This window comes from Rickettsiales bacterium (assembly GCA_029252805.1).
Lineage (GTDB): Bacteria > Pseudomonadota > Alphaproteobacteria > Rickettsiales > JALZUV01 > JALZUV01.
The window spans coordinates 1-20423 of sequence record JAQXAR010000012.1; the positions used below are offsets into that span (position 1 = coordinate 1).

Below are 20423 nucleotides of genomic sequence, written 5' to 3' on the forward strand. Positions count from 1 at the left end.
TGTAAGTTATACTTAACAGCTCTGATAATGAAGATTATAAATCTATTTACTTTTTTGTTTACTATTACTACGACAGCCTGAGAGGTTTCGATGAGTCTGATAATATTTTTTGCACAGAAGGTTACTCATTCGAAAACTATCTTGTAACTAATATTGTTCTCGAATCTATTCTGAATGATGAGTTTGAATGCTCTAGTGAACCTGAGAAGGTTCAGGATATTTTGAAGCTTTATAACAGTGTGAGTTCTAGTTTCTGTGAGGCAATGACAGATGCGAATTTAAGACTTTTTATTGCTGCTAAGTATAACTTACATAGAGAGAGAATAGAAAATAATTTAAATAAGTTTGTTGAAATCACTGTTAACTCAGTCATGAAAAAATACGATAGCAATCAAATTTTGTCATTAATACCGTTGCGGGAAGAGCCTGTAGCAGAACAAACAGCTACAGCACCTGAAATATTTAATAAAATCATTGACCCTATGAAATGTCATAGAGGAAAATATATTTATTCATTTTTTCTGAAGTGGTTAGATATTCTTGCAGCATCCCGTAAAGCAGGGAGCCTACCTTTTAGTGAACCCCAAAATATTAGATATAATCGAGCAAGTATTACGGATCGATCTCTTGCTAGTAGGTCAGAAATTCCCAATGGCTTAACCGCCTTTATTTTAAGAATTAAAGAACTTGAAGCAGCTTAAATTCATAGCAAGCGGAAACAAATGTTGCGTTTTCTCTTTGGAGCTTTGTATTCGCTTTACGCTTTAAGAGCGCCTTTCGATTAAAGTGTTTCATTGATTAAGCTATTTGCATTCAAGCTTCATTCTTGCGCGGGCGCCCCCCGACAGCGCGAACTTGCAATTCAATGCCTGCAGAGGTTGAGACGTAATCTTTAGTGCCGCCATGTTCTAGCTTGGGTGTAATCTCATGTAAAATTAGGATTGCCATATGAGCTTATCTTGCTGGTTCATCTGAGCGCATAAACAGTATTATCGACATTATTTCAGCGAGCATGGATAAATGACCTTGGTCTAAATCGTCAAAATGATTAACGTCACAGCTTATAGACCTTGCAACCCGGCCAGAAGCTGCTGCTACCAATTCCGAATCATCGACACCTCTTGCAGCACTTTGTTCTATGTAATGCCCCACCTGAGCAATTGAGATTGGCTTTTTGGTTATAGGGTCCAACCATATATTTTTGCTTTTACTCAATATTACGCTACCGTCTTTTGTATCTCTATGTTGTGAAGCTATGCTATTTTCATGATAGTGATAACTTATAGGTGGGTGCGTTTTGGCGATTTCATCAATCAAGATATTGAGATGATCTGCTAAGCTGTCTTCTTCGGCCTTGTAAAACTTGCCATCGGGAGTCAACTCCCAGTTTCCAGCAACGTGCGATAAAGGACGTAAGACTGCGTAATCAAGCCAGTCACTTCTAGCAAAAAAATCTACGGTACCATCGCAGTAGTCAGCATCTTTTTGTGTTACAGGCTGTGTGTGGATAATACTCATGTTTTGATACCAAATTGCTCAATATAGCGTTTATCCAAAACAAGAAAAGGCATTCCCCATTACAGGAAATGCCTTGTTCTTATGTTTTCTTTCTGAAAACAAATTACCACAATGGTAATATTGTCCTCCTAACTTGCTTGAAGCTGCCTTCGAGGGTGTCGTCTTCTCTTTGTTGGTACAATCGTACAATGAGTAAATAGCTACCAATAATACCGAAAACATTTACAATCCAATTTCCACCAAACCATTGCGAAGTCAGTAATCTTGTTGAGAAAGCTACTGATAAAATTACTATGACTAGCAAAGAAATTGCTATTTTAGTGGCTCTATTCGAATCCACATTGGTTAGCATTTTCATAGTTATTGCCATAGCAAAGTTTGATAAAGCAATGGTTAGCGTTAGCACCTTCATCACTTCGATGGTTTGATTGTAAGTTTGGATTTGGCAATCCATCTTTACCCAATAGAGCCCAAAGGCGGTAATAAAAATAACAATCGCAAAAGCGGTTAATAATTCGGCAATCTTGCTGTTTCTATAACTATGATGCTGAGCGTACCAAATGACAGCAGCCAATAAGAGAAGCATCGTGTTGCCAAATAAAATTTGGGGCACATGATCTTTTTCAGCTAAGAGCAAGAGCTCTGTTAAGCCAAAGAAAGTGAATGCCATTACTAACATAGAGCATACTGCAAGCGTTTCAGCAGCATAAGTTTTTGAAAGATTAATCATGATTTTATGATTTAGAAATGAAGAAATATGCTTCCCCACTGAACAGTTATTGACCAAACCAAATATAGTTTAGTCTTTAGTGACTGATTTATAATGTGACTTAGTCAATAACTGTGAACAGTAAGGAAGCCCTGCCATTATAGCTTTGTTTCTTATGTTAAATATGAAGATTTTATGACAATTACCATCAACTCGTTAAAAGTACTGATAATAGTAAACTCGTATTTTAACGATCAAATACAGTAGCCACGCTTGTGCTTTTTGGTTCTGCCTGAAGTGCCAACTTCTCTTGAAAAGAAAGTCCTGATTGTTTTGCAGCGAGAGCAAGTCTTTCTGCACCTATTGCTTCAAACTTACCTGCCGGCTTCTGCTGTAATCCAGTAACCGCAGTTGCAATACTCGCTGCAGCTTCTGGACTTAACTGTATTCCAGCTACTTGCGGTGTTTTCAAAGCGACTTTACCCGCTGATGCTGCGGCCTTCTTTTCCGGCTTATCCACCACCGCGATCGCTTCAGGTATCGGCGCTTCTCCTACTCTATTAGGGTATTTAGCTGCAATCTTATCTATTTTCTTAGACATCGATTTGATGATCATCTGAGGGCCGGCAACAGACTGCACGTACTCATTTCCCATTTCCTTTTGTTGGTTCATGATGGATGCAGCAACATTAACTGTATCAAGCACCATCCGCCCTTGACTAGCATTAGCAAGAATAGCGGCTTCAGGGTTTCTCACTCTCCCCGATTGAGCATTTCTTATATTACCCTCTGCCTCTGAAAGTGCAGCAGAGAATGCTCCTATACTATTAAAAAGCTCTTTGATTTTTCCTTCATCCAGAAGTTTTTCAGGCTCGGCCTCAACCAGAGCGGCTATTTCTTTGAAATTAACATAAGCTTCTTTACGAGCACGTGCAGGGCTTGGGGTGTGCGAAATTCCATCATAACGCCCAACACTCATAAACTGATCTAAGCTAATAGATGCGCTTGCTCCATTAGTCTGAGTAATAGGATACTCTTGTTCTGTATTTAAAGTCATCCCTAAACTTTAACACAAACTTAGTAAATATTTTGTTAAAGCTAGATGACAATGGGCTCTAAAAGAAGAAGAAATCTCCTGCATCAAGTTCTAAGGTGCTCAGCCCAGCCAATACAATTCCGCTATCACCGCTCAAGCCGAGAAACGTGCCATTAGCGTCTGATACGGCACTATTTAGCATGCTGCTGAAGTCCTGACCTTGAATGCTCAAGGTGTCACCTTGCTGAAAATCGGTGATAGTGTGATAGCCTGTGGTGCTGTTCATGAAGACGAAAATATCGTTTCCTGTACCACCTGTGATGGTATCGTTGCCACTGGTCATGGCGATAAGGTCATTTCCTGTATTGCCATACACAACATCGTTCCCGCCACCTGCGTAGATGGTATCATTGCCTAACCCACCGTAAATGGTGTCGCCGCCATCTGCAAAATCGAACAAATTAGAACCGCCTAGCAAAATATCATCTCCCGCATTTCCGTAGATCGTATCGCTACCAGCGCCACCTAACAAAACATCGTTACCGTCAATCGCCGCCGTTGCCGCGCCGCCACCATAAAGAGTGTCATCACCACTGAAAGCCATAAGCCTATCGCTTCCTGTAGAGCCTATCATGGCATCATTACCGCTTAGTACATCTGCCATTAGGCCTAGGGCGTTATCTTGGGCTTCAAAGGCGAGATAGGAGCTTGCGGCATAGCTTCCTGCATCAATGGTGACTTTAAGCTGGCCGCTGCTGTCCCATTCTGAAAAGCCAGTGAGATTTCCACCTGTGATATTGATATTAGAATCAACTGTTACTGCGCCATAGTAGGCTTGAGTGTTTCCTAGCTCGGTTGAGACAGTTAAATTAGTGACGGTATTACCAACGGCAGTGTAATCAATAATATTGGTGATTTCTTCGAATGTGTGCATTTCTGTATGTTGGTCAAAGCTGTTATAAGCAGTTAATGTGGACATGATTTTTTCCTTAATCCGGTTTGGTTAAAACAAAACCACCAGCATTAAGCTGGTGGCCGGAGGTTTCAAAATCACCAAAGGATGATCGCGACAATCTTTAGCCGCGAGGCTTGGACATACACTGCCGCCCTCCGGCCTTAAAGGCTCGGAAAGCAGCATCATTACGGCTGATGCAAGCCACCTTTGGCGGAGTTTGAACGCTCCGGCACTCTCACTTTGAGTGCAGATAAGGCATATCACTGATTAAGCTATTACGTCAAACCTCATTCTTGCGCGGGCGACCAGAGGGCGACCTTACTTACCTTTTGCTTGGTGTTCTACAAGGTTAGCGCATTTGCTTGAGAAGTAAGCTGAAATCTGCTCCATTGGCTTACGAAGGCGCTCAGTATCCATAATGATATAGCCAGAAGTAACGTCATTGCTGTTCTTGTGGTTCACCAGTCGTTTTAGCGCATATGCTGATATATCAAGGCTTTCTGCGGTGGTGATGAAGGTGCGACGTAGGTCGTGCAGCATGAACTCTACACCAGACTCCTGAACGTCACGGAATCATTGCTATCTAGAGCAATGATTCATGGATAAAGCTTTTTAGAAGTTTCTTTAAGTCTGCTTTTATTTCTTTTGAGAATCCGGTGGTGCTTTTACCTCGAATTGCTACAAGATCTTTTGTGATCCAAATCACTTTATTAGATTTGTGGTCAAGAGCTGTTATTAATGGGAAAGGAGAAGCAAGTTGGCAGGGTGCGAGCGGGAGGCAAGACAACGTTAGCGCTCCTGGTGTTTTCTTACTTTTGCAGTCCTGCATATAATTTTGACGCCTCTCATTATAGCTTGCTTCACAGATTTTGTATTCTGCTACTTTTTTGCGGTAAGAAGCTCTCTGAGCAGGGATGTGTGACAGGCTATGTAATTGCACTGTGTGGAATATTATTTGGGAAACAGGCTTCCCTGATTTGTCATGTATTAAAAATTTCTCTTGTCCATTTTTAGATATGAACTTTTTTTTATTAGAGGGGAAAAGTTTATTTGCGAGTTTGAATTTCTGTCCTAGAGATTTTAGTTCTGGCAGAGTGAAGGCTATAGGAATTCCAATCCTATTTAGGTCATAAGGCTCAATCACGCCTTTTCGAAGATAGCTGCGAGGAATCTGCAATTCTTGCGAACCATACTGTAAAATAATTTTTGTATCTTCTGTGCTGATTTCGTGACCAACTGGTGGTTCAGGCATAGGCGGTAAGTAAGCATATGAGGGGGCTCCACTCATTAATAAAGCAAATGTTATCGTGAAAATAATTTTTTTCAAAGTTATGCTAATATATTCCACAATAAGCCCCTTCGAGAAGGGTAAAGCCATTTTTCATAATGAGAGCTTATCCTTCAAGTTCAACACGACTGTGTCACCGTCTAATTCAGCGTATGGAGTTACTTCGCTAAAGGAGCGAGCATTAAACTCCATAATTTCTTGCTCCGCATGTTGGTGGTCGTGCATACAATAAATGAAGTTTTGCCCTTCTCCAAGCGTTACAGCAATACTATCCGCATACCATTCTTCTGCTCTGCGGTCATTGCGGTCTTCTGGGTTAGGGTGGTTCTTTCTGAAAACAATATGGCCAATTTCATGTGCAACCAAGCCTTTAATATGATCGCCGTAAAGCTCAAAATCTCGATTGGACACGATGAGAAAATATTCTCCCTTGCCATTAAACGCAGTCGATAAATTTCCCGTAGGGGATTCCCTGCTGGTAACAAACACCTCTGGCGGTTCAATCCCTGCCTTTACGCTAAGGTCTTTCACCATTTCATTGAAGTCTTCGCAATATTGTGGATCTAGCGGAACCAGCACTTTAGGCTCTGTCGGATGGAGGTCATCACCACAAGGAGAAGCCGCCGAAGCTTTGAAACTCGCAAGATTCATCACAATAGCCAATGCTAGAGCGGCATAATGTTTTGGCAGTTGCATCTATTCCTCGCTTAAATTCACCCTGTTTCAAATTTTAGGCTAGCACGAAATGATTGCGATTAGGTTAAGATTGTTAAATGAAATCTTAACAGAACTGTAACAAGCTATTGGGAGTAGTTTCCCCTATACTGCAAGGGTTCTTTTCACTCTCTTTTGTGTTCGCATGATAAATACATGCCCCCAATAATACATCTCCCTCCGAGGTGTTTGAGTGATTATTTATTAACTCTAAAACCATAAAAAAATGGCAAAAAACATCGTTTTACCGATTGGGTTTGTCGTATTCTGCATAATTGGTTTTATGTGGCTTACAATAAAACCCGCTACCGACCCTCTAGCTGAAAAGTTAGGATATGAGGTAGAGAAAATGGTTGCAAATGTTGCTACGGCAACGGCTGTTTCCAGTACTGTAGCTTTGACTGCTGATGATTTAGCAGGTCAAGATGAAGGAATTGAAATATGGCTTGATGGATTAAACCATGGTCATAATATCAACCTGTTGACTGCATTAGCAGATCAGCAATTATTAGCTGCTGGTAGTTGTCACTTGGGCGACCTACAGCGTTTTAAGGCACTCATTAAGTATGTCGCCATAAACATTGTAGTCGCTGAATTGGGGCTACCAAACTACACGCACTCTAATATTCGTTACGATATTCATGATTGGATATGTAACGCAGAAAAAAGCGCATGCCCAATTGGAGGAGTCATTTGGCGAGAAGCTCTCGATAGAATTTTTCCTAAAATGGCGTTTTCAGTCGTGGGATGCGAGAATTAAACTCTTTTTTAATCTTTAAAAACCCAAAAGTTATGAAAAAAAAGCCGATTGTTTTTTACAAAGACATCAGGTTCTGGCTTATTATTGCCAGCCTAATTACTCTTATCATACTGACCTTTAACGGGAAAGTTCAATGATTTTTTTTAACCTTTAAAAAAAATGCCATGGAAATCATTTATGGAATTTCAATCGTAGGTATCCTTTTACTTGCATGTAAGTTTTTACCTACAAACACAAGTGGAAACAGCTACGAAGGTAGCGTTAATCCGAGTGGCTTACAGGTAACTAACCAGTCAGAAATCAACAAAAGCTGGTTACGTTCACTACAAGACCAAATTTCGGGCGTTCCTAACTACACCAAAGAACTCAAAGAATCTTTGAGTGTGCTTTAGAACACAAAATTATAAGAATTTCCCTATTAAAACCATCTAGTTTTAATAGGGTTTTCTTTTGCCTAATTTTCGGAATTTTGGCCAATTTACAGATATATCATGGAAATAATCAAAAGAAGAAAAAGTCACTCGTACCCAAATCAGATAAGCTTACTCCAGCAAGAATAATTCCGCTATTATCAGCCGCCTTTGGCGAGGTTTGAACGCCTCGGCACCCTCACATTGTGTGCGATTTACCCATAACATCTTTTAGGCTATGAGGTCAAACATCATCCTCCTTGCGAGGACGACCAGCCACCCCTTAATTTAATGATAGCAGGAACAAAGAATATGGCAAGTCGCCCAAAAAAACATATCGAACGAATTATCAATTTAAGAGCTTCATTATGGGAAGACCTCCTAGAAGAAGAATTATGGAATAGAAAAAAGTATGATGGCTTTACGAGCATCCCGCGCACTATGCCACTTATAATGTCGATAATTGATGATTTGACAAAAGGAGCTCCAGCAAGTTCTACATACTTTGAAATTTGGTGTCGCGCCTATGATGAAATGTATATTCCATTATCTAACCCTGATATACACGCATTTCATGCAGGCTTCACGGGGCAGAGAGCAAAACGAACGTGGCTACAAAGAGTTGAAAGTCTAGCAGAGTTGGGCTTCATAAGAACCGAAGAAGGCACTGTAGGCAAGCACTCCCACGCTGTTATCATTAACCCCCATGTAGCCCTAAAAAGGCTAAAAGATAAAAAGCAAGCTGGCCTAACTAATGCAGCATACAATGCACTTATTGAGCGTGCGAATGAGGTTGGAGCAACCGATGTCAATATTGACCCGCAGCCAGCGAAAGTTGAAGAACTAGATGACGAAATTCCTTTTTGATTCTCAAATTTTGAGATTTTCTGGCGGCGGTATATCCGCAGCCACCAGATGCACCTCGTCCCCCGCCCGCCCTCTTCTTTGGATAAAATATTGCAGACCTAAAATAGCGGAGAATTTAGTGAATTTTTAGAGTGACTAATGGTTGCGGGTTCGACTTCTGATTTTCGTAATGCTAAAATACCTTTGTGGTGTAATGCTGGTAACTCAGACGCAATATGTAAAAGCACTACCCCCTACACCACCTCGGCCATACTTCATAAACGTTACGTTGCATTGTTACGATGAAGGTGATATAATTTTCCTATGTTATTGAATAGGTTATAAGATTATCGGCGGTGGGGGCTCCTGTATCCTCCACCATATTTTTCAATGACTTAGACAAATTTGACTCAGCGGCCAGCAATGCCGTTGCTACGTGGTTGCTACAGCGCACACATTTTCTACCATCGCTTACACTTAGACTCATAACCTAAAGACCGTAAATTCAAATCCTATCACATCAACCAATACCAGAGCTATTTACAAACGGACTCAGCAAATTTATTTCTTACTTGAGAAATGTAAAAGCTAGGCAAAAGAAAGGGCGCGCGATTGCGCACCCAGTCCAAAATTCATACTGCACTATTTCTTCTTCCCCGTTACAATTCCAATGGCAACGTCAGCAAGTGCTGACTTACCACCGGCGAAGTGAATAATTCCATCAATAATTCCACCAACTGCTATGAAAATACAAGCACTTGTTATAGTGAATGCACCACCTATGGCAGCACCTGTCGCAATAGGAGCAGCAACAGTTATTGGCGTTAAGGAATAAGTAATAATGCCTGAAATAAGGCAAATTGCGAAAAACATGATTGTTCGTCTCATGATCATAAATTTATGAATGTTAAAAAAATATCTTGTTCGCTACCTATTAAAATCAGCAAATTGCTATAACCATTTCGCGTGATGCGAAGATGAATTAAACAAATTCGCAGAAGCAAAAAGGTAAGAAAAATCTTTGGTATGTAACCTGCGATATTGGCACACGCCACCACCGCACGTTACACACTTTCATCGCTAGAATAGCATCAAAACATTAAGAATTTGTGACGGTTGCGTTTCTTTTTTCATTCTGTACTATCTCTGCATGGCAGTCGTAGTTGGCTGCTTGGGGCTTGCCTTCTCTGGTGGGCATTTGGGCGAGATGTTGCGCCTGATATACCTGAACCTACAAATCGGGTGAGGGCGGCTTCTATAAAAGCCTTTGATTCCTTAAGTTACCTCAAGGAACATGGCGCAGATGCAGTTATTGGCCAGTGGCGCTCCAGACTCGAAAACCCAAAACATCCCAATGCTGTTGCAAAGCGATATATGCGACATTCCTTTTTCATGGATGGTACGGTCAAAATTGAAAATGAAGAGACAGCCAATAAACAAGGGAAATGGCATATCGAGAATGGGCAAATCATTATCGAAACTTCCTATAAGACCAGTAGGTTTCTAGAAACCTACAAACTGCAAAATGAAGATACTCTGATGCGAATCTATTTTCGCCGCTTCATCGACAACAAACTGGATAACGAACACGCACAAGATGATAAATTCATCAGGCAGGGAAGCCAGCAAGAGCTGGCAATGGGTAAGGTTGATATTTTCCAATTTTCTCGCTCAGCGCAAAACTTCATTGACCCTAATACCCTTGAGGTGGGTAAGACCTACCGCCTCAGTCAAAAGACTCCCATCGTTCCCAGTTACGACCCGGTCTCACCTGAACAAGCCATCAAGCAAATTTGGTATGCAAAGAAGAACAGCCAAATCAAAATTATCAAACGCCACAAGGAAAGAAATGTTATGTGGTATCAAGTCTCTGTCATAGGCAAAAAGAGGGGCTGGGTAAACAGCATCGCCCTCTTCGGGCAAGACTTGAAATAATAGTCATTAGCAGCACATACAGGAGTCGAACTCGCAATCCAAAATCTACCCTATCAACGCAAAAAAGTCACCGCACTAAGGAGAGGTGCCGCCCTAGATAGCGCAGAAGGAGGAGAAGCAGTTTTTAGGATAGTTAGGTATTTTTAGAGTTATGAGCGTTCTGGGGCATTTATGGGCGATTGGCGCCCTTAAATGATGCGCTTAACAAAGCTGATTGTAGAACGGATTACATATTCAATATAAGATATTGGCTGCTCTCGTGGGAAGGTAGTCTCTTTCCCATCTTTGCCTATCGAGCCACTATCAAGTGCTACAGTTTCACGGTAGTCACCATCGCTAATACTGGTAACATTTGTTCCAGCATTGGCTAACCTTAGACCTCCCTTACATTCCCAATTATCTGCATCATATACTTTGCAAGGCATCAAAGTATAAAGCGACTCTGAAACTACGAGCTGCTGAGATACGGAAACCTTAAATGTTTTAGTCTTAGTTAGAATATCATCAGGGCAGTGATACGTGTTATGTAAATAATCGCCGCAATATGCAAAATAAACGGTCTTTTCTTCAACATCTGGTGGAGGTGATGCTATCCAAAAAACTGCAACGCCGATTGCTGCCATTACCCAAAAACCATCTGTGCTCATAACACCCCCCGTAATTTATTTTAGAAACTACAGCTACACCATTTTTAAGACCCGCGCCATTCCTGTTGGAGTGACCTTGTTAAAGCAGCGGAATAGCCTTGCGAATGTGGCACAATACTGGTACAAGAACGATAGAAATGACGGAGCATGAATTAATATAAATCAGTCGCTTATTGGTGGAAATGTACTCTCCTGTATCCTCCACCATTTATTTCAATAGGTTAGACAAATTTTACACAACGGCCAACCAAGCCGTTGCAACGTGGTTGCTACGGTGCAACTATTTACTCTTGCATAACATGCTTCGTACTTGGCACGTAAACTGTCATAAACTTGTAATGTGCTACTTTGCGAGATAACTGCTATTGTGCTTTCATGCGTTTTGTATGTTTTTTGATCATCGTTACTTTACTTAGCTCTTATTCGGCAGCGAGTCTGCATGCTGCGGAGTTTGGTTTTGATGATCACGAGCATCACGAAGTAGAATGTCAGATTGATGATTACTTTTTCCAGCCAATTAGCGATGCTGTATCAACGCCTGACATTGTACTCCAACATAATGCTTCTTGGGTAGAGCTTACCTCTTATCACGATGCTCTCATGCCTAGTATTCGGAGTATTTATACTCCGCGCGCACCACCTCACTCTATTTAAATAGTTTTTCTCGCTGGATGGGGGCTCCGTCTAGCAAATATTTATTTTTATAATAGAGGTATACCCTTTGGTAACGACACAAGCACAGTCGCCAAAATCTCGCCTGAACTTTCCTTTTAAGGAACCAGAGCAATGGTGGGAGATTTGGCATAACACCGAACGCTCACTGGCTGCACAATTTGCGAAAATTCCCGTGAATGCGGTGGCGATGCAGCTGCTGAAAGAACCCTATCTGGCGGATGGATTTTCAAAGAATGTGAAAAAATCGTTTCTTTACGCCACGTATGAATATCTGGAAAATGTATTCCTACGTACCACGGGCGCACAAACGATTCGTTCTTGGGCAAGCCTTTATGGCAAAGATAAGAAATTTCAACAATGTATCCACGCAGGGGAGCTTCTGAGCGGGCTTACGGCAAGTGCCGCCTATTATGATCAAGATTCGATGCCGTTAGTAGAGGAGCTGCAAAAAGGGCGTGCCTCGCCCGTGCATGATTTTGTTTTTCATTCGCAAGACGCCAATCAAATGATGAGTGACTTTGTGACAGGTGAAATGGAAGTGACTCCCACGAATCTGCGACAATTTGAGCAGCATTTACAGGCATTATCTGAACTATCAGCACAACCTATTGCGATGGCGCAAGAAATGCGTGTGAACAGCACGAAGGATGTGACGCCACATACTCGCCCTAGCGACTATATTCGTGAGGTTCTGCAAGCTAAACAGCTGCAAAACCCTCGACAGTTGCAAATTCTTTTTAGCCTCATCCCACCACTTATCACGCATGGAGCGCTGGCGTTGAGCCATGTAGAATATGTGCCGCAAGAAAAGCGCTTTTTAAGCGTTGAGCAATCGGTAAAACTCTCAAAAGCGGTTGAGGCAGCACTCTCCTCGCATCGCTATGAATATAACCATGATATGCAGGGTAACCCACTTATTGAAGGTGTTCCCAAGGGAGCGATTGTTAAGAAGGCTGGAAGTGGCTATGAGGTACTGAGCGAACAAGAATTACTCCAATTCGGTAACCGTTTATTACACCAAACCAAAGCAATCGCCGGAGAGAATATTAACCGCGTTTTGGCCTATGCCGATGAACATTTTGAGGCAGTAGAGCAGCAGCTATTAAACTCGGTCTATACCGAAAAACCAAAAGCAGTGACACTAGAAGCTAGCAGTGCACTGGTTCCGCCAGAGCTTACGCAGTCGTGGAAAGTAAGCGATAAAGAAGCCCCCCACTCGCACCAAACCCATCGCTGGAAAAGCTATCTTGGCGCGGCGTTCAACTATGCTGGACGCCCCGAAGCGCAGCATGAGAAGACGAAGTTACTACGTCGTAAGATTCCTATTCAATTTAGCTATATGCCGGTGACGGTTATCAAAGATATGTTAAAGCTGACCAATGCCAATCCAACCCTTATTGGCAAAGCATTACGTGGTGAGAAATTTACTAATCCCTATGATAGCGATAAAGAGTCACAATATGATTGGAACCGTCATTTAAAGAAAGAAGCATGGGGGTTAGTGATGAACCCACTTGCGGGCTCTCATGGCTTAGTAAGCGTGAAGGAATTTGCCTCTACCGGCAAAAAACTAACGGGCGATTCAATTAAGAATTTGAACAAACATTTATCGGTAGCGATAGAATCAGGCTTAACGATGGATACCGCCATTCAACAGAGCCTCCAACAGTCGCGCTCAGCTATTCATCAAAAGAAGCTTTCTATTCCCCCAGCGCTAAAAGCAAAAGTGGAGCATGTGCAACAAAAAGACCCGCGCAATTATGAGCGTGAGGATTATGCGATCTTACAGCAATATTTCCAAACCTTGTCACAGGCCGTAAACCAACAAGGCGAAGCATTGCTGTCTCCCTATCAAAAAGATAAAACCGACACACTCCCAGATATTATTAACCGTAACTTATTACAGCCCGTCGCCGATTTACCGTCTGCGTTAACGACGTTAAGCTTTATCCAGTCGGTATTAGAAAAAGAACAGACAAATATTGATAGCCTTGAGTTTGTCGATCCTAAAAAGAACCTGATTCCTGTTAAAAGCTTCCGCATGATTGCAGAAACGATGGAAAGCCAACTAACTGCCGCAGGTATTGCGATTGTGGGAGAGAATTATCAAGGCAAACCGTGTAACCCTGAAGGGTTTAAAGCAGGAAGCATGGTTCAGTTTAATCACGATTCTAACCGTTATGAGGCCGTTCAACCTGAAATGATCATTCGCCTTGCCAATGTAGTTTCAAAAAAATTCAAACAAGAAATTGGTGCAAATGCCGAACGTATCTCTCAAGGTGCCATTGATAAGACCCATTATGCTTTTGTGGAAAAATCTTTGTTCTCATTACCAAAAGAAAAGAAAAACTCTATCGGCTCTCCTCTCTTTTCAGGCGCCGAGCGATGGAACTCACCTGAAAAAACAAAACATGACCGTAGTTTCTTTGAAAAACTAAAGGCAGCATGGAAACACGCGACTCGCCCCGAAGCTATCCACGAGGCTAAATTGCTGTGGAGTCGTACCACCTTTGCTAGAGTAACGGGCATCCCCGTCACCCTTTGGCAGAATATCCGGAAAGGCTTTTTGCCCTATAAAGATGGACAAGCAATTCCTGAATATAAAAAGAATGCCAGTATCAAAGACATCATTCAGAAGCCTGGCGGTTTTATCTCGAAGGGAAGCCTGCTTTCAGAGCTTTGGATTTCCATCGCTTATCCGATTGGCGAGTTCGTTAGCACCATTGGGCGCGAAATGACCCGCTATAAAGTCGCCGATGCCATAGCAGACTCTGCCCACGCAAGCGATAGTTTGGACGAGTTACTGCACAAAGCGGCCACACTATCAAACGATTGGGAAACCGAGTATCGCGAACAAACAGGCAAAAGCGCCGCGCTGGAACAAGTTGCCGCGCAAGAATCCTTTAAAATGATTCCCCGCATCGCCATGAAACCTGCCCATTTACGCATGGAGCATGAAAATCTACTGATGCAGCAATATATGGAGCAAGCTGGAAGCGTTGCGCTTGCCTCTGCCAGCCAGTTGATGAATGGTTCAAATCAGAAGAAGTCAAACAAAAATACTTTACTGGAACAACCCGCTAAAAGCCTAGTCGAAGCCCATGAAGCACTTGCCACCATCAAAACCTTGATGGATGCTAGTCGCCAACATTTAGGCGTATTACGCTTTGTTGATCCCAGTAAAATAATGATCGATAGTAAAGGTCTCGCTCAACTTTCCGAAACGATAGAAGCACAATATCAAGCAGCCGATAAAGCCGGAGACCTAAACACTGAGCAAGGTTTCGTTCGTTTGACTAATGTTATCCGTAACCAATTTTTAGCCGTAGCTGACATAGAAAAAATGGATCAATTCATAAAAAAACCGTCGGTATCTGCTCCTCCTCGTTAAAGTATTCAATATGTTTCACACTATTGCCTTTCTTTCTTCATCATGTACTATCGCCACTTAGCAATCGCAGTGGATTGCTGGGGCGTAGTAACCTCTTCATTACACGGTTTGTGTGACCGTTTCGCACTCCTCAACTATGTTGGGGAGGCATTGGCGTATGCAATAGCTCTTTGAGTAAAGGCCAATGCGGTCTTTTGTAATGAGGACTTACTAACTCCCCAGCACCAGTTTGGGGAGTAATAAACGTGTTCAATTTTTTAATTATTCAAACGCTAACAAACTGTTAGCATGGGGTTATTTCGCTTAATTCTGGCCATCGCCGTGGTTCTACCGGATTGATGCGATGGCTAGGCAGGCCGTGTAAGCCCAGAGGGTTCCAATAAATACAATGTTTGCGATCTGGCGTTTGATCCTGAGAAATAGCCGCCAGTTCACCCTTCATATCCAATATAATTTGCGTGGTAGAACAAATTCCGGCAGGCAAATTATATCCGAGAATGGTGGCTAACTTGCCCGTTCTGGCTCCAGCCACAATGAGAATGCCGCCTGCACTATTGGAAAATTGTGGCGTATCCCCTTCGAACCCGACCAGAAAGGAATGCGGGTGTTGCGTCAATATTCCTGCTTTTTGTTGTTCTGATCGGCTAGCGAACTCTGCTGATCCATATCGATACGTTGCGTTATCATTCATTTTTACCCTCCTAAAAGAAAGAGCCGGATAGCGAACTATCCGGCTCAATTACGATTTCATCCGGCGAATAGGATGATTGCACCAATGACCATGGCGACGATGACGCAACCACCGATGAACTCTTCCACTTTTTCCATGAAAGTGGGTTGCTTCTTAAAGTGGTGGGTACTTCCCATATGTTTATATTTTGGCATAATAATTCTCCTGTGGTTGGTTGATTAAAGAAGGCGAGTCATCACGGCGATGGCTCCGAACATCAAAGCGGTGCCGATGCTGGCGCGAGCGATGAAGAAGATGAAAGCGCCGCAAATCACACCCCAGACAAGGGTGATAAAATCAGCGCTGGCATGGCCGTAATGAGAGATCGCGAACTCAAATACCCAGCCTTGCGTGGCGGTATAGAGCGGTCCTGTGCCCATAAAAGTAGCGACAATGGCGAGCACATTGGCCAAGCCTTGTATCGAACTCATAAAGATGGACTGGCCAGCCTGTTTATGTTTATCCATTCCGATCATGAAGCGCCTCCCTGTTGTTGTGTTGCCTTCATTTCCAACATAGCGAGGTTGAAAGGAAGCTCAGGGGATGGGGGGCAGGAATAAGCAAAAAAGAAGGCGGCTCCGGTTAGGAAGCCGCCCATAGTTTCAGAGTATTACCAGAGGGTGATCTCTGGCTTAATTATCGTTTGCCGCTCTACCTTTTAAGCCCCAGAACTGAGATTCATAAGGGTTATCGGCACGTAAAATAGTCGCCACTACGCCCCCAGCTCACCGCTTCATCAGGGTGAGCGGCTTTAACCAAGGATGCAATGACGCTCAATCTGGCAATCGTTTCATCGCTAAATCTGATTTCTTTGCGATACGGTTGCGGCTTGGAGAAGTAGAATTTGAAAAAGTCTCTAATACGCTCGTTTGCTAACGATACTTGCTTCTTATCGCCGGAGAATAACAAATCTTCATCGACTTCAAAGCAGTCAAGTTCGAGAAACACTTCCTCTCCATCTGCATTCACAAAAACAATATTGGGGTTAGCATTCAGATCATTCAGTCGATCTCTGCAAGAGCCAGCAACCCAATCTAATTGGTGTAAAAAGAGCAGAAAATCATGCATTACATCAGGATTTCTGATTTCTTCTTCCGTCACAGGCTCGATAAAGCGCTTTACGCAACGCCCCTTTCGGGCAGGGAAACCCAGACGGTTTCCCGTACCATCCCTTCCGTTATGTCAATTTTGGAGGTCAGGTGGAGATGTATTATTTGCTGATTAATCGATAACGCGTAGCACGACCTGTGCCGATGCGTTCCAGCTTCTTCAAATCCAGCAGCTTCTTGATGGCAGCCTCCACGGTGCGCGGAGGAAAGCCCAACCCTTCGATGGCATCTTTACGGCCAAATTCTGGCTCCGTGCGTGTGCCAATCCACTGCCATAGGGCGAGCTGTTTCTCAGACAGTAGATGCTCCACCTGATCTTCTTCGATAATCGCCATGGCATCTTTGGCCTGTTGTTGCACGATGCTGAGGAAATAACTCAGCCACGGATAGACATTTTCATTCTCTGATTTCCAGCTAGATTGCGCCTTGTTCAATGCCAGATAATAATCTGCCTTACGTGCTTCAATCAGCTTCTCATGCGAGATGAGGCCTGTAAACATATAGCCCTGCTGTAGCATCAATAGATTGGTCAGCAAGCGGCTTGTACGGCCATTACCATCCTGAAACGGGTGAATGGCGAGATACTCAAAAATGAAATTGCCAATACGCAGTAGTGGATGCTTGAAATTATCTCCATCCGCCCATTGCTGCCATGCGACCAATTCCTGCATTTCTTTGGGCGTAAGATGTGGCGGTGTGGGATCAAAAATCACGCCAACCACCTTGCCATCATGATCTTTGGCTTCCACACGGTTTGGTCCGAATTTATAGTTACCACGCTGGCGCTGATCTTTATCCGAGTGCAGCAGCATATCGCCGTGCAGTTGGAGAATGAGCGATTCCGTGAGAGGCATACCTTCATAATGCTCTAACACCCGTTCTAACATCTCCAAATAACCCGCCACTTCCTGTTCATCGCGCGTTTTGAATTTCTGAATGCGTAAATTACGATAAAGCGCTTCAACTTCATCATCGGTGAGCTGGTTGCCTTCAATCCGGTTCGATGCACCCGCAGAAGTGACAATGACTGATTGTGTCAAACGGGTGATGGTTTGCGGCAGCAGTTTATCCGTCAGGCGAAAGGCATTCTTGATCGCATCAATCTCTGCTAGAGTGCTATAGAGCGCTTCGGTTTGTTCACCGCTAAACTGCAATCGCTTGCTTAATCTATCGTCTGAGAAGTCCATCTCATTTCCTCACATCTAATCCATGTGACATTATGTGAGTTAATGTGAGAAAAGTCAAACCTTACTCATATTGCCGTATCGAGACACCCAAAAACATACCCATAAATACCCGATTAGCGAAGCCTCTCACGGGCTACGGCTGGTGTAACGAGCGTTAAGTTCATTGCTGATACGTGAATGCTGCCTTACTATCCGAAATCGCCCATGCATCCTGAAGGTCGGCTTTAACATCACGCGCCTCTTTACCTACACGCTTCGCCTGCTGCCATTCGGCGAGGGTGTAATTATCCATAACCTGCAACATAGAGCGATACTGATAACCATCTTCTATTTTTATCCAAAAATGCGGGTGTTGTGTTTTGGTGTCCGTACACCAGCTCCACCCTTCCTTTGTCCAGTAACACTCAGTTTGATAGCCTTTATCTTCGATGAATTCTAAGAATTCCTGATTTGAAACAAGATATTTGCTGGCTTTGAACGTTTTTACATCCGCATGAAATGTTCCATATTCATTATCCCAACCATAGAGCGGGCTGTCTTTTGATTTCCCTAACGCAATTTCGCCACCTAACACTTCTATCAAGCTATTTGTTGGTGCGGCACCTGATTGTGTGCAGGGCTGCCAATTTGGGTGGTCTCGTAAAAATTGTGTGTCTAACTCTCTGATGAGGACAGAGGTTGTCTCTAGATGAATACGCTCATGCTCAATACCCATCATGATAATCCATAAGGGACTTTCTTCGGTAATCGGCAGCGTGAAGGTACAGTTGCGAATAAAGTTATCGACTTTATCACGTACCTGATCACGATATTCTTTGACTTGTGCAACCGTAGGCCAATCATAGTGATTAGGATCAAGGTCATCCCATGACATTTCATCCACCCCAATAGCCATCATATCTTCAAGCGGCGCATTAATACGGTTTGCGACTAAACCTGTCAGGTTTAATTTATTCATGAAGAATACGGCTGTATGGCCATAATAGAAAATGAGCGGGTGGCGCAATCTGTTCGGGCGCTCGTACAATACGGAATCGTCTTTCAAGCACTCATAAATATTTTCATAAAGTGAGAATGTTTGATGGAAATATTCCAGAATTTCGGCGCGCTTTGCTTCAACATCACCTTTATTGAGTATAATCGTCTTTGTGGGGGCAAAGGTCTGGTGATCAGGCGTTTCTAGAGTTTTGTTTTCCAAAGGCATCATGCGGTCTTTCTTACTGATTCAATTCTTGCTCAATCGCAGCGATTATCTTTTTACTATCAGGCGCAGTTGTCGAAGCGAACCACTGCTTAAGATTGCCATCCTTGCCAATGAGATATTTATGGAAATTCCATTTAGGGGAGCCAAGGAAGCCAGCCTCCTTATTGGCCCATTGGTAGAATGGGTGGGCGTTCTTACCTTTTACGTCACTGATCACAGCCAGAGGAAAAGTCGCTTCAAACTTTTCTTTGGTGAAGTTCTTCACTTCGGCTTCCTGCTCAAATTCCTGTCCTCCAAAATTGTCAGATGGCACCCCAATGACGACTAGCCCTTTATCGCCGTAAGTTTCGTGTAGTTTCTGCAAACCTGCATATTGAGGGGTGAAACCACATTGCGATGCCGTATTCACCACCAAGACGGCCTTACCTTTTAAGTCGGAGAGTTTGATAGACTCGCCCTCAATAGTTTGAAATTCATAGCGATGGGCATTGGGAACGGACATGGCAATCTCTGCAAAGGCTGAAGTTGAAAATAGAAGCAAAAAGCATGCTGTTATCACACGTATTAACATGAATTACCCTTTCGTGCGTAAGGTGGAGCGTCCACCATCGACATGCATGACCTGACCACTGATCCAGCCGGATTCTTCGGTGAGTAGGAATTTTGCCAGTGCCGCGCTGTCATCGGGCGTACCGAGGCGAGGGATGGGATGCATCGCGGCGATGGAGTTCGCCATTTGCTCAGAACTGGTGAGCGGTTTGGCAAGCGGTGTATCAGACAGACTGGGGGCGATGCAGTTAACGCGCACCTTAGGTGCCCATTCTGCTGCGAGTGCTTTGGTGAGTCCTTCCACTGCTCCTTTGGCCGTACTAATCAGGCTGTGATTAGCGAAGCCTTGGCTCACGGCAATCGTTGAGAATAAAACGACACTGCCATTCGCTTTTTTGAGCCCCTTCTCTGCGGCTCTTAAAGCGCGCACGGCACCCAGCACATTCAGCTCGTAAGTCAGTAAATATTCATCATCTTTAGTGGATTTAAAGGGCTTGAGGTCAATACTGCCAATGCAATAAGCGAGGCCTTTAATGCCCTCGCCACTGTCGGCAGAAGCAATGGTATGTTCCACTGCTTCTGCTTCCAGCACATCAAGAGAGGCCGTTTGAACCGTCTCATACCCTGCAAGGTCGCTGATTGTTTTTGGGGCTGACACCTAACATTTAAATTGTTAGGAGTTATTGATGTATATAAAGCATTGTAAGTTATCGAGAAATAAGCAGTTAGAGTTGATAAAATATTTCATTGCGGGTTCTAC

Annotated in this window: 25 protein-coding genes; 7 read left to right on the top strand and 18 right to left on the bottom strand. The window is 43.2% G+C overall.

The genetic code is table 11. The annotated features are described in order from the left end of the window. The first annotated feature begins 77 nt into the window (after positions 1-77). Complete coding sequence (locus P8P30_02015; GenBank protein ID MDG1286321.1) at positions 78-701, top strand: DUF4435 domain-containing protein; 624 nt, start codon at positions 78-80, stop codon at positions 699-701. Positions 702-813: 112 nt separating this feature from the next. Here P8P30_02015 and P8P30_02020 read toward each other — a convergent pair whose 3' ends face one another. From P8P30_02020 to P8P30_02055, 8 genes are all read right to left on the bottom strand, one after another. After that, entirely contained in the window at positions 814-948 is a 135-nt protein-coding gene (locus tag P8P30_02020) for a hypothetical protein (GenBank protein ID MDG1286322.1), read from the bottom strand. Between the two features lie 6 nt (positions 949-954). Then, positions 955-1518: a hypothetical protein gene (locus P8P30_02025; protein MDG1286323.1), complete on the bottom strand. Its 564-nt coding sequence runs from the start codon at positions 1516-1518 to the stop codon at positions 955-957. A gap of 103 nt (positions 1519-1621) precedes the next feature. Continuing rightward, positions 1622-2248: a hypothetical protein gene (locus tag P8P30_02030; protein MDG1286324.1), complete on the bottom strand. Its 627-nt coding sequence runs from the start codon at positions 2246-2248 to the stop codon at positions 1622-1624. 226 nt (positions 2249-2474) lie between these two features. Then, positions 2475-3284, bottom strand: coding sequence for a hypothetical protein (locus P8P30_02035; protein MDG1286325.1), 810 nt, complete (start codon positions 3282-3284; stop codon positions 2475-2477). Between the two features lie 58 nt (positions 3285-3342). After that, positions 3343-4242 (bottom strand): calcium-binding protein, encoded by a 900-nt coding sequence (locus P8P30_02040; GenBank protein ID MDG1286326.1) that lies wholly within the window; start codon positions 4240-4242, stop codon positions 3343-3345. 294 nt (positions 4243-4536) lie between these two features. Continuing rightward, complete coding sequence (locus P8P30_02045; GenBank protein ID MDG1286327.1) at positions 4537-4758, bottom strand: hypothetical protein; 222 nt, start codon at positions 4756-4758, stop codon at positions 4537-4539. A 43-nt stretch (positions 4759-4801) separates the two neighbouring features. Continuing rightward, on the bottom strand, positions 4802-5566 hold the full coding sequence (locus tag P8P30_02050) for a hypothetical protein (GenBank protein ID MDG1286328.1): 765 nt from the start codon (positions 5564-5566) through the stop codon (positions 4802-4804). 33 nt (positions 5567-5599) lie between these two features. Then, positions 5600-6202 carry a hypothetical protein gene (locus P8P30_02055; GenBank protein MDG1286329.1) on the bottom strand — a complete coding sequence of 201 codons (603 nt, stop codon included), beginning with the start codon at positions 6200-6202 and terminating at the stop codon, positions 5600-5602. Between the two features lie 244 nt (positions 6203-6446). Between P8P30_02055 and P8P30_02060 the strand changes: the two genes are divergently transcribed. From P8P30_02060 to P8P30_02070, 3 genes are all read left to right on the top strand, one after another. Continuing rightward, the gene (locus tag P8P30_02060) at positions 6447-6980 is read left to right on the top strand and encodes a hypothetical protein (GenBank protein ID MDG1286330.1); all 534 of its coding nucleotides are present in this window, start codon (positions 6447-6449) and stop codon (positions 6978-6980) included. A 164-nt stretch (positions 6981-7144) separates the two neighbouring features. Beyond that, positions 7145-7372, top strand: coding sequence for a hypothetical protein (locus tag P8P30_02065; protein MDG1286331.1), 228 nt, complete (start codon positions 7145-7147; stop codon positions 7370-7372). Positions 7373-7702: 330 nt separating this feature from the next. Next, complete coding sequence (locus tag P8P30_02070; protein MDG1286332.1) at positions 7703-8257, top strand: hypothetical protein; 555 nt, start codon at positions 7703-7705, stop codon at positions 8255-8257. Positions 8258-8878: 621 nt separating this feature from the next. Here the strand turns inward: P8P30_02070 and P8P30_02075 are convergent. Further along, positions 8879-9124 (bottom strand): hypothetical protein, encoded by a 246-nt coding sequence (locus tag P8P30_02075; GenBank protein ID MDG1286333.1) that lies wholly within the window; start codon positions 9122-9124, stop codon positions 8879-8881. A 228-nt stretch (positions 9125-9352) separates the two neighbouring features. Here P8P30_02075 and P8P30_02080 point away from each other — a divergent pair, with 228 nt between their 5' ends. Continuing rightward, positions 9353-10171: an SH3-like domain-containing protein gene (locus P8P30_02080; GenBank protein ID MDG1286334.1), complete on the top strand. Its 819-nt coding sequence runs from the start codon at positions 9353-9355 to the stop codon at positions 10169-10171. Between the two features lie 188 nt (positions 10172-10359). Here the strand turns inward: P8P30_02080 and P8P30_02085 are convergent, their stop codons facing one another. After that, positions 10360-10818, bottom strand: coding sequence for a hypothetical protein (locus tag P8P30_02085; protein MDG1286335.1), 459 nt, complete (start codon positions 10816-10818; stop codon positions 10360-10362). A gap of 375 nt (positions 10819-11193) precedes the next feature. On the opposite strand from P8P30_02085, the gene P8P30_02090 reads away from it, so the two are divergent. Together P8P30_02090 and P8P30_02095 are read left to right on the top strand one after the other, a co-directional pair. Next, on the top strand, positions 11194-11472 hold the full coding sequence (locus tag P8P30_02090) for a hypothetical protein (protein MDG1286336.1): 279 nt from the start codon (positions 11194-11196) through the stop codon (positions 11470-11472). Positions 11473-11539: 67 nt separating this feature from the next. After that, positions 11540-14884 carry a hypothetical protein gene (locus P8P30_02095; GenBank protein ID MDG1286337.1) on the top strand — a complete coding sequence of 1115 codons (3345 nt, stop codon included), beginning with the start codon at positions 11540-11542 and terminating at the stop codon, positions 14882-14884. Between the two features lie 283 nt (positions 14885-15167). On the opposite strand, the gene P8P30_02100 is transcribed toward P8P30_02095, so the two are convergent. The 8 genes from P8P30_02100 to P8P30_02135 form a co-directional block, all read right to left on the bottom strand. Further along, entirely contained in the window at positions 15168-15575 is a 408-nt protein-coding gene (locus P8P30_02100) for a hypothetical protein (GenBank protein MDG1286338.1), read from the bottom strand. Positions 15576-15631: 56 nt separating this feature from the next. Beyond that, positions 15632-15769, bottom strand: a complete 138-nt coding sequence (locus P8P30_02105; GenBank protein ID MDG1286339.1) for a hypothetical protein — start codon at positions 15767-15769, stop codon at positions 15632-15634. Between the two features lie 24 nt (positions 15770-15793). Next, the gene (locus P8P30_02110) at positions 15794-16090 is read right to left on the bottom strand and encodes a hypothetical protein (protein ID MDG1286340.1); all 297 of its coding nucleotides are present in this window, start codon (positions 16088-16090) and stop codon (positions 15794-15796) included. 211 nt (positions 16091-16301) lie between these two features. Then, positions 16302-16715 carry a hypothetical protein gene (locus tag P8P30_02115; protein MDG1286341.1) on the bottom strand — a complete coding sequence of 138 codons (414 nt, stop codon included), beginning with the start codon at positions 16713-16715 and terminating at the stop codon, positions 16302-16304. A gap of 109 nt (positions 16716-16824) precedes the next feature. After that, entirely contained in the window at positions 16825-17910 is a 1086-nt protein-coding gene (locus P8P30_02120) for a Fic family protein (GenBank protein ID MDG1286342.1), read from the bottom strand. A 160-nt stretch (positions 17911-18070) separates the two neighbouring features. Beyond that, the gene (gene ovoA / locus P8P30_02125) at positions 18071-19117 is read right to left on the bottom strand and encodes a 5-histidylcysteine sulfoxide synthase (GenBank protein MDG1286343.1); all 1047 of its coding nucleotides are present in this window, start codon (positions 19115-19117) and stop codon (positions 18071-18073) included. 10 nt (positions 19118-19127) lie between these two features. Next, positions 19128-19616, bottom strand: coding sequence for a glutathione peroxidase (locus P8P30_02130; GenBank protein ID MDG1286344.1), 489 nt, complete (start codon positions 19614-19616; stop codon positions 19128-19130). 72 nt (positions 19617-19688) lie between these two features. Then, positions 19689-20321 (bottom strand): SDR family oxidoreductase, encoded by a 633-nt coding sequence (locus P8P30_02135; protein MDG1286345.1) that lies wholly within the window; start codon positions 20319-20321, stop codon positions 19689-19691. Between the last annotated feature and the right edge of the window lie 102 nt (positions 20322-20423).